The following is an 8,846-nucleotide window of genomic DNA, read 5'->3' as shown; positions in this document are numbered from 1 at the left end:
TGAAGGCCTATATGTACAACTGTCAGGACCCGGCCAACGCGCATTTCACCCATCTGGAAGACTGGTCTTTTTCCTACCGCCGCATTGACTGGGAGCATGTGGTGGCCGGCACCGCCGGCAGCGACGACTGGCGCGCGCCCAAGGTCTGATGCAAAATGCTGTGCGCCCCGCTTGCGGGCGGGGCGGCGCAGACCCCCATCTCATCACCTGCAACAACAGGCATGTTGCTTTTGAGAATCTGAGGAAGTTGCCATGGCAGACACACTGAACACTCACTTTGACTTTCAGGTGCAGGCTTGGTCTGGGCACAGTTTTACTGTCCTTGGCTTCCAAGGTGAAGAAGGGCTTTCGCAAAGTTACCGTTTCGAAGGGCAACTGTTGTCGGCAGATCCCCAGCTTGACCTGGAGGACTTGCTGTACCAGCCGGCCAGGCTGGGCCTGGAATGTCACCACAACCGCCGTGTCTTTCACGGTGTCATCGTGGAAGCGGAGCAGGGTGAAGAGCAGCGGCGCGGTTATTTTGTCTACCGCGTAGTACTGGCCCCGCGCCTGGCCTTGCTGGCCCACAGTACCCGCAATCAGATTTATCAGAAGATGAACGTGCCGGACATCGTGCTGGCCTGTCTGCTGGGTGAACCCGACGGTGATGCGGCCGGTGTGGGCTTGCAAAGCGACGATGTGCTGATCGAATTGCAGCGGGATTATCCGGTTCGCGACTATGTGGTGCAATACCGCGAAAGCGATCTTAATTTTATTTCCCGGCTGCTGGAACACGAGGGCATTTATTATTTTTTCCAGCAACAGGAAGAACGGGAACGTCTGGTAATCACAGATTACCCCGAGCGCCTGCCCCAGTGGGCTGACCATAACACGCTGCCCTACGTTCCCGCTGCCGGCGCCGTCGAAGTGGATGCCGCTTCGGTGCAACGTTTTCGCTGCCGGCAAAAACCGGCGCCGAAAAAACTGATAGTGAAAGATTACAACAATCAGATGCCCCACATTCCCATGCAGGCCGAGGTGGGGGTGGATCCCGCAGGCGTGGGGCTGGTCATGGAATACGGCGATCATTTCAAAACACCCGAGGAGGGCCGGCGCCTGGCCCGGGTTCGGGCCGAAGAGCGGCTGGCGGGCCGCAAAGTGTTTCACGGTGAGAGTGACTGCGTGGGGCTGGGCGGCGGTTGCCGTTTTGTGTTGGATGAACATTATCGACACGACTTTAATGTGGAATACATCGTCACCCATGTCCGTCACCGCGGCAGTTGCGGCGAGGGCGGCAGGGAACAATTCGGCTACGGCAACAGCTTTTCCTGCATTACCGCCGCCACCCCCTACCGCCCCCCCCGCCGCGCCGTCAAGCCCCGGCTCTACGGCGCCATGAATGCCTTTGTGGATGGCCGGGGCAGCGGCGAGCGGGCGCAGATCGACAACCAGGGCCGGTATAAAGTGGTCATGCCCTTTGACCTCAGCGGTGCGGGGGAGGGGGAAGCCTCCCGCTACATCCGCATGGCCCAACCCTACGGCGGCGCCCGCCAGGGTATGCATTTCCCCTTGCCGAAAGGGACGGAGGTGTTGTGGACCTGCATTGATGGTGATCCCGACCGGCCCATTATCACCGGCGCCGTGCCCAACCCGCGCAATCAAAGCGTGGTGACCGCGCAAAACAGCACCAAAAACATCATCAAAACCGCCAGCGGCGCCCAACTCGAATTCAGCGACGGCCCGTCTTCCGGCAGTGATGCCGGTGGCGGCGCCGGCCCCGGGCAGATGCAGCAGAGCCCGGCCGGTGCCGCTGTCCAGTATGGTGTGGGCGGACAGGTGGGTCGCTACACCGTGCTGCTGCCCCGGCAGCAATATCAAAGCCTCAGCACGGTCAGCGAAAGCGATCCTGCCGGTAACAGCGATGTCTGGGTCAAGCTGTCGGTGCCCAATTATTGCAATGGCCGGTCCAGCTATGTGCGTTATGGCCGCAGCGACGGCACCGTGGAAGTGGTCAGCGGCAACAAGCTGCGCAGCAATCCCGCCACCGGTGCCACCCTCTCGTCCGCGGTGCCGTTGGAGATGAACAACACCAGCGCCGAGCTGGACGGTGTGATGGATTACACTGACGGCAACCGCACGGAAATCACCCAGGGCGATAGGGAAATCATCATCGGCGGCCAAAGCCGCATCACTATCGGCCAGGGCAATGTGGGTGTGTGGGATGCCGGTACCGCGCATATGAACACCATGTTCAAGGTGGGTGAGTCGCTGTGGGGCAGCCCGGTGTGGCGCAATGTGGTGATCGAAAACACCTCTTCCACCTCCTTGCAATATGGTGATACAGAGAGTTTTTTTGCCGGGCTGAGCTTCGCCGGCCAGTTGGGGCTGGCCACCGATATCAGCATCGGTGGTTCATTGAATATCGGGCTGGCATCCAATGTCGATTTCGGCTGGAGCACCGATGTGGACATTAACTTCGGGCCCAATATCGACTGTGCGCCGGAAAGCCAGAACACCCTGGATGCGAACAACCACGATATCATCGCCAACGATACCATCCAGATCCGCATCAAGGGGGTACCGGAACAGGCGGCGGAGCGGACCTGGAAGAGCGTGGCCAAGGCCGCCGCCAAGGTGGTGGGCGGCGGTCTGGCGGTGGTGCTGCCGGGCGCCGCCACCGCCGGCGGCCATTACGCCCTTACCGGCAATCCGGGTGACGCCAGCAAAACCGACGCCCCAGCCTCCTCCTGGGCCAGCACCATCGGTTTTCCTGCTGCGGTGACCGCCTGGGCGGCGGCCACAGCCTACGGCATCTACAAAAACAAGACGGTGGACAAGTTCGAAAACGTGGCACCGTCCAAGGTCAACCTGGAAAAGAACAAAGTGGAAATCGCCGTGGGCCAACCCACGGTCAGCACGCCCACTGCGGCCAAGCTGGAAGTCACCGACAAATCCATCAAGTTGAGTTGCGGTGGCCCCACCGGCTCCAGCATCGAGATGACCCCGCAGTTCATCAAGCTGAAAATCGGTCAAAGCGAAATTCTGCTCAATGCCGCGATGGCCAAGGTGGTGGGCAATACTGCGCAGCTCTTCGGCAAGACGTCCGCCAATGTCACCTGTACGGCAGGGGTGAAAATCAAAGGCTTGGGTGTGCAAAACATATAATGCCGCCCGGTCTGTCGATCAAAACGCCCATGAAACTGATCAACGACACACCCTTCGCTGTGGCCTGGTTGCCGGGCAAGGTGCACTATCCCCGCGATACCCTCACGGTGATGGTCAAGGGCGCTTTTCGTCTGCAAGCCGGTGGTGTGGCCGTTTTGGACGAAGACGAGCCGGCGCAGTTCTCCGGCGATCTTTACTATGGTGAGGATGCCTCCAGCGGCTGCCGTTACGACAGCGATTTTGCCTATTTCAAACCGCGGGCCGATCTGATCCTGGTGGGAACCTGCCATGCGCCCCGGGGACAGGCCGTGCCTGCCTGCGAAGTGGTTTTCGGCGTTGGATCGTGGCGCAAAAGCTTGTGGGTGGTGGGCGAGCGGCAGTGGAACAAGCGCCTGCTCGGCGAGCGCATGTCCGAACCGCAGCCCTTTGTTTCCCTGCCGCTGCGCTACGATTACAGCTACGGTGGCGCGGGCTTTGCGGCCAACCCCTTAGGAAAGGGTTACCGCCCGGTGACTGATGCTGGGGGCGATAAGGTGCATTACCTGCCCAATATCGAACATCCCCGGCACCGCATCCGGTCCGCCAAAGACCAGTTGGCCCCCGCCGGCTTCGGGCCGCTGGACAGAACCTGGCTTGAGCGTCGCAGCCGCATGGGCAGCTATGACGAGACGTGGCGCAAAACGCGCTGGCCCTGGTTCCCCGCGGACTTCGACTGGCGCGCCCAGAACGCCGCCCCCTCGGACCAGCAACTGGAGGGGTATTTGCGCGGCGATGAAAGTCTGTTGTTCGAAAACATGCATCCTGAGCACGCCCGCTACCGCAGCCGGCTGCCGGGCCTGCGGGTGCGCGGTTTTGTGGAAGAAGGAGAGGGCGCAGCCGGTCACACCAGGGAAGTGCCGTTGGTGTTGGATACCCTCTGGGTAGACCTGGATGCGGAGCGTTTGGTGTTGCTGTGGCGTGGCGTCATACCGGTCTCGTCGCCCAAGTATCCCGAACTGAACCAGTTACTGGTGGTGCACGAGCCCGTGCATCAGGCTGCGCCAGACGCCGGACACTACGCGCCGAAGTTTGAGCAGGACGCGGAGGAGGCGGAGGTGCCTCCCGCTGATACTGTGCCACCGGCGGTCCCCTCGGCACCCGAGCCCGATCCCGTGGCCATCAATGCCGCCGTCGCGGGAGAAGTGGCGGCCGCCCTGGACGGCTTGAAACAAACCCATCCCGGCCACGCGGCCACTCTCGATGCCGTCAAAACGGTGATGCAAAGCAGCGATCCGGCTGCCGCCGCGGAGGCATTCTTCACCGCTCTGGGGGTCGATCCCGCCGCGGCAGAGGCGGGGCAGAGCGAGGCCGCGGCACGGGCCAAAGCCATCCTGGCACAACAGGGTTTCGATATCAGCGCTCTGGACGAGGTCCTGGCGGATGCGCCTGAAGGTGGTGACGCCCCTGCCGATAGTGGTCCAGCGGCCGCAAAGGCAGGGGAGGCAGCCGCTGTTCCAGGTGCCGATCTGAGCGGGTTTCAGGGCGCCGGCCGGGACTGGCGTGGCGCTGATCTGCGGCAGGCCATTTTGACTGAAGCCCAATTGCAGAATGCTTTGCTGCAAAACGCCGACCTTCGGGGCGCGGTGTTGAGCCAGGCCGATCTTTCCCACGCTGATCTGAGCGGTGCCTGCCTCGATGACGCAGACTTGAGCGGCGCCAATCTGACGGGCGCGCAGCTGCGTGGCGCGTCGATGAAAAACGTGCTGGCCGACGGCGCATGCCTCAACAAAGCGGACCTTAGCGGAGTGCAGGCCGCCGGCGCCCAGTTCACCCATGCCCATCTGGAAGAGGCGCGCTTCCACGACGCAGTGCTGACGGAGGCGGACTTTGACGCCAGCGTGTTGCACCGGGCGGTATTCACCGCGGCGGTGTTGGTCAAGGCTTCCCTGGGCACGGCTGCGGGCGACGAGGTGCAGGCCAGTGGCGCTGAGCTTACCGAATTGCGGGCTGGCGACGGTTGCCGTCTCCCCCGTGCTGTGTTCACCGGAGTGCGTGGCGACGCCTCTCTGTGGACCGGTGCGCATCTGGCCGGTGCTTCTTTTCAATATGCCGACCTGGTGCGCGCGGACTTCTCCGGCGCTTGCCTGCATGGGGCCAGGCTGGACGCCGCAGAATTGCGCCACGGCGATTTGAGCGGGGCCGACCTCAGTGGCGCCAGCCTGCGGCAGGCCAATCTGTTTCAGGCCGATCTGCAGGAGGCGCAGCTGGTCCAGACCGATCTCAGCGGCAGCAATTGTTTTCAGGCCGAGTTCTGGAACGCCCGCCTCGACCAGACCTGTCTGACCGGTACCAATATTCAAATGACCAAACTGGTGGGCTGAAATGTTGGCCGAACAACAGCGACAACTGCTGGAGTGCTTGCAAAAGGGCGAGACGCCTGCGGCGCCCGCTTTGCTCAAGCTGGATCTGTCCGGGCAGACGCTGAGGAACATTCCACTAAGCGGCAAAGTGTTTCACCAGGTCAAGTTTAACGGTGCACGTCTGCCTAATGCGGCGTTCGATCAATGCATTTTCATTGACTGCGATTTCAGCGGCGCGGATTTCAGCGGGGCCAGTTTCAAAGACTCCTGTGTGGTGTACTTGCCTGACGCTGAACTGAGCCAGGAAGAGATCGACGAGGCACTGGAACAGTTTGAGCTGTCCGCCAATATCGTCGGCTTGTTGCGTGAGGTGCCAAAACAGCAACAAAACGCCCGCACCCCCGCCCCCAGCGTGTGCCTGTGCGGTGCCGATCTCAGCGGCGCCTTGTGGTCCGGTCTGGATATGACCGGCGCTGATCTTCGCGGGGCGGTGCTCGATGAGGCCATCATCAGCGACACGCTGTTGTCACAAGTCCAATTGAGCGGGGCGACGCTGCGCAACACACGTGTGGAAAACTGCGACCTCAGCAGGGCGGATTTCAAAGGCGCCCTGTTGCACGGTACGCATTTTCGCCGGGTGAATCCCGTTGATCCGGATCTCTCCGGCGCTGATTGCCGGGCTTTGCACGTGGAGCGCTTCGACGGCCGGGCCCGGGCGGCGCTGGGCATGGATTTCAGTGGCGGTGGCTTGCGAGACTGTTCCCTGGACAGCGTTGACCTGCGCGCTTCACGTTTCGCCGGCTGCGATTTGCAGCGGGCGCGACTGGCCGGGGCAAGGTTGACGGGCGTGGTCTTGGCCGGCGCTGATCTGACCGGCGGCGATCTCAGCCACGCTGATTTGCGCGGCGCTGATTTCAGCGCGGCGCAGTTGGGCGAATCGACGCTGCGGCAGGTGCAAGCCGGTGGCGCCCGTTTCGACCAGGCTGATCTCAGGGGTGCCACGCTGAGCGGTGGCCAGTTCAGCAAAGGGCGTTTCAGCGCGGCGCTCATGGCCGGCGCCGATTTGACGGGCGGGGTGTTGTACCGGGCCCAATGCCAGGGTGCCAGCCTGAGCCACGCCCTGCTCAGCGAGGCGGATTTGCGTGGTGCGGACTTGTGCGGCTGCGATCTGGCCCACGCCGATTTGAGCGGCGCCGATTTGCGCCACGCCGTCTTGAAAGACGCCGACTTGTCCCGGGCGATTTTGGTCAACGCCAATTTGGACCATGCCGTGCTCGACGGCGCGGCCTTGGATGGGGCCGACCTCAGCGGGGCCCGCCTGACCCAGGTTGATTTGAGCGGCGCCAGTATGGTGGGGGCCAAACTGGGTCAGGCCGACTTGCGCGGCAGCGTTTGCACGGGGGCCGATTTCAAAGACGCCGATCTGGTCGGCGTGCGCTTGTCGGGCAGTGTCTTGGCCCAGTGCAGTTTCGTTGGCGCCGATTTAAGCGGACAGGATTTGGCGGCCTGCGATTGCAGCGACGCAGATTTCAGCCAGGCCGGGCTGGCTGACAGTCACTGGGACCAGGCCTGCATCAGACAGGCAGATTTTCAAGGGGCCGACATGAGTGCGTGCAGCATGGTGGCTGTGGATGGCGTTGCGGCAAAGTTTGGTGGGGCAAAGCTGGATGGCGCGCACCTGGCCGGCAGTGATTTGCGCACGGCGTATTTTGGCGGCGCCTCCTTGCGCGGCAGCCGCTTGGATGAGGCCCGGCTCGAACAGGCCTTGCTGGAGGATGCCCAGTGCAGCGGCGCCAGCTTCCGGGGGGCAAAGCTGGACTATGCTGATTTTGCCCGCGCCGACCTCAGCGGGGCCGACCTCAGCGGGGCACATTTGCTGGGAACGCGGCTGCATCGCACCCAGGTTCAGGGGGTGAACTGGTCCGGGGCCCGGCGCCAGGCCCTGCGAAAAACCGATCCGGTTCTGGCCGCGGCGGAACAATGGCGGGCGCCCCGGCCGCGTAAAATGTGAAGATTGCAAGGAGATAATCATGGCGGTGACTGCGCTTTTCAAAACGTCATCCGGGCACGGGCGGGAGAAATCCCTGACCAGCAGCAGCGGGGCCCGTGCAGAGATCGTAGAGCAAGACGGGGTGGAGATCCTGCAGGTTCGCGACACCCGGCAACGTGTGGTGTTCCGTTTCGATCCCCAAACCGGGCAGGGTGAATTGTGCGTGCCCAAAGGTGATCTGAATCTCCACGCCCCGGAGGGGAACATCAATTTGCTGGCAGGCAAAGGGGTACAGTGTCGGGCGGCGGAAGAAATTGTCGTGCAAAGCAATGTGGCGGTCCGGCTCTCAGCCCGGGAGCCAGGCGGGGACGGTGCCACCACGCTGAAGCTGGGCCCCAATGGGCTGTTGCAGCTTGCTGCCAGAAAGATGGAGGCGACGGTGGAGACACTGGTGGAACGGGCGCGCAACAGTTACCGCTACGTGGAGCAACTGAGTCAGGTGCATGCCGGCCGCATGCGCAAGTGGGTGAAAGGGGCTTATCACCAGCAGTCCGGACAGGCCACCATAAAAGCAGAGGACAAAGTGAAAATTCGCGCCCGGCGTATTCACTTGGGTTGACACCGCCACTCACCTGATACCAAGACGGAGCAAAACCATGTTTCCAATGAGCACCATGATGGGGGGAACGGCCCTCGCCACCGTTCCCGATGTGTGCAAAGTCCCCGCGCCGCCGGCGCCGCCGATACCGACGCCGTTTCCCAACATCGCCCAGCTCAATCAGACCCTGCCACCCACGGCATCAAAAACGGTCAAAGTCTTGAACCAGGCGGTGGTTCTGAAGAACTCCCAAATCAGCATGAGCAGTGGAGACGAAGCAGGCACCCTGGGCGGGGTGACCTCCAGCATGATCAAAGGCCCGGTGAAATTCTCAACGGCCAGTGCCTTGGTGAAAATCGAGGGACAGGCCGCGGTGTATCTCACCTGTCAGACACAGCACAATGGCAGCAATGCCAACACCATCGGCGTCCATGCAGCGCCGTCGCAAACCGTGGTGTTGATCTCCGGTTGAACCTCAGGCGTGGTGCGCGGTATTTCGCGCACAGGCTCAAGACGCTGCGCGAAGCGCTGCGCAGTCGCACTTTCCCAATGCGTTTGCCAGCCCGGAAATTTCCTGACAGCAGCAGATAAAGTTCAACGTATTCAATCTATTATGAAACAAGCCCAGATCTGGCACGGTTCCTGTAGCGGTTTGAGCAACTGTCTGCCGCACGGTGTGCGTGGCAGGCGGAGCCGACAGGGGATTACCAGCTACAGGAGAACAGACCATGCCTACTCCAGCTTACATGACCATTGAAGGGGCCAACCAGGGCCT

General features: G+C 62.1%; 6 protein-coding genes. All 6 read left to right on the top strand.

Annotated features, from left to right (window positions below):
- A partial coding sequence (locus ENJ19_03495; protein HHM04790.1) for a type VI secretion system tube protein Hcp occupies positions 1-149 on the top strand: 149 nt, incomplete at its 5' end.
- A 103-nt stretch (positions 150-252) separates the two neighbouring features.
- The gene (gene tssI, locus ENJ19_03490; protein ID HHM04789.1) at positions 253-3,144 is read left to right on the top strand and encodes a type VI secretion system tip protein VgrG; all 2,892 of its coding nucleotides are present in this window, start codon (positions 253-255) and stop codon (positions 3,142-3,144) included.
- The gene (locus tag ENJ19_03485; GenBank protein ID HHM04788.1) at positions 3,144-5,504 is read left to right on the top strand and encodes a DUF2169 domain-containing protein; all 2,361 of its coding nucleotides are present in this window, start codon (positions 3,144-3,146) and stop codon (positions 5,502-5,504) included. The genes tssI and ENJ19_03485 overlap by 1 nt, the downstream gene beginning before the upstream one ends.
- Position 5,505: 1 nt before the next feature.
- Positions 5,506-7,494 (top strand): hypothetical protein, encoded by a 1,989-nt coding sequence (locus ENJ19_03480; protein HHM04787.1) that lies wholly within the window; start codon positions 5,506-5,508, stop codon positions 7,492-7,494.
- A 19-nt stretch (positions 7,495-7,513) separates the two neighbouring features.
- Positions 7,514-8,092, top strand: coding sequence for a DUF3540 domain-containing protein (locus tag ENJ19_03475; protein ID HHM04786.1), 579 nt, complete (start codon positions 7,514-7,516; stop codon positions 8,090-8,092).
- Between the two features lie 37 nt (positions 8,093-8,129).
- Positions 8,130-8,543: a DUF4150 domain-containing protein gene (locus ENJ19_03470; protein ID HHM04785.1), complete on the top strand. Its 414-nt coding sequence runs from the start codon at positions 8,130-8,132 to the stop codon at positions 8,541-8,543.
- The last annotated feature ends 303 nt before the right edge of the window (positions 8,544-8,846 follow it).

This window comes from Gammaproteobacteria bacterium, assembly GCA_011375345.1.
Taxonomy (GTDB): Bacteria; Pseudomonadota; Gammaproteobacteria; order DRLM01; family DRLM01; genus DRLM01.
Note: the sequence above shows the minus strand (reverse complement) of the source record. Positions and strands in the feature narration are given on the sequence as shown.

Bases quoted from the DNA above. Each gene is read 5' to 3' on its own strand.
- ENJ19_03475 (HHM04786.1), top strand. From the start codon at position 7,514: ATGGCGGTGACTGCGCTTTTCAAAACGTCATCCGGGCACGGGCGGGAG.
- ENJ19_03485 (HHM04788.1), top strand. From the start codon at position 3,144: ATGCCGCCCGGTCTGTCGATCAAAACGCCCATGAAACTGATCAACGAC.
- tssI (HHM04789.1), top strand. From the start codon at position 253: ATGGCAGACACACTGAACACTCACTTTGACTTTCAGGTGCAGGCTTGG.
- ENJ19_03470 (HHM04785.1), top strand. From the start codon at position 8,130: ATGTTTCCAATGAGCACCATGATGGGGGGAACGGCCCTCGCCACCGTT.
- ENJ19_03480 (HHM04787.1), top strand. From the start codon at position 5,506: ATGTTGGCCGAACAACAGCGACAACTGCTGGAGTGCTTGCAAAAGGGC.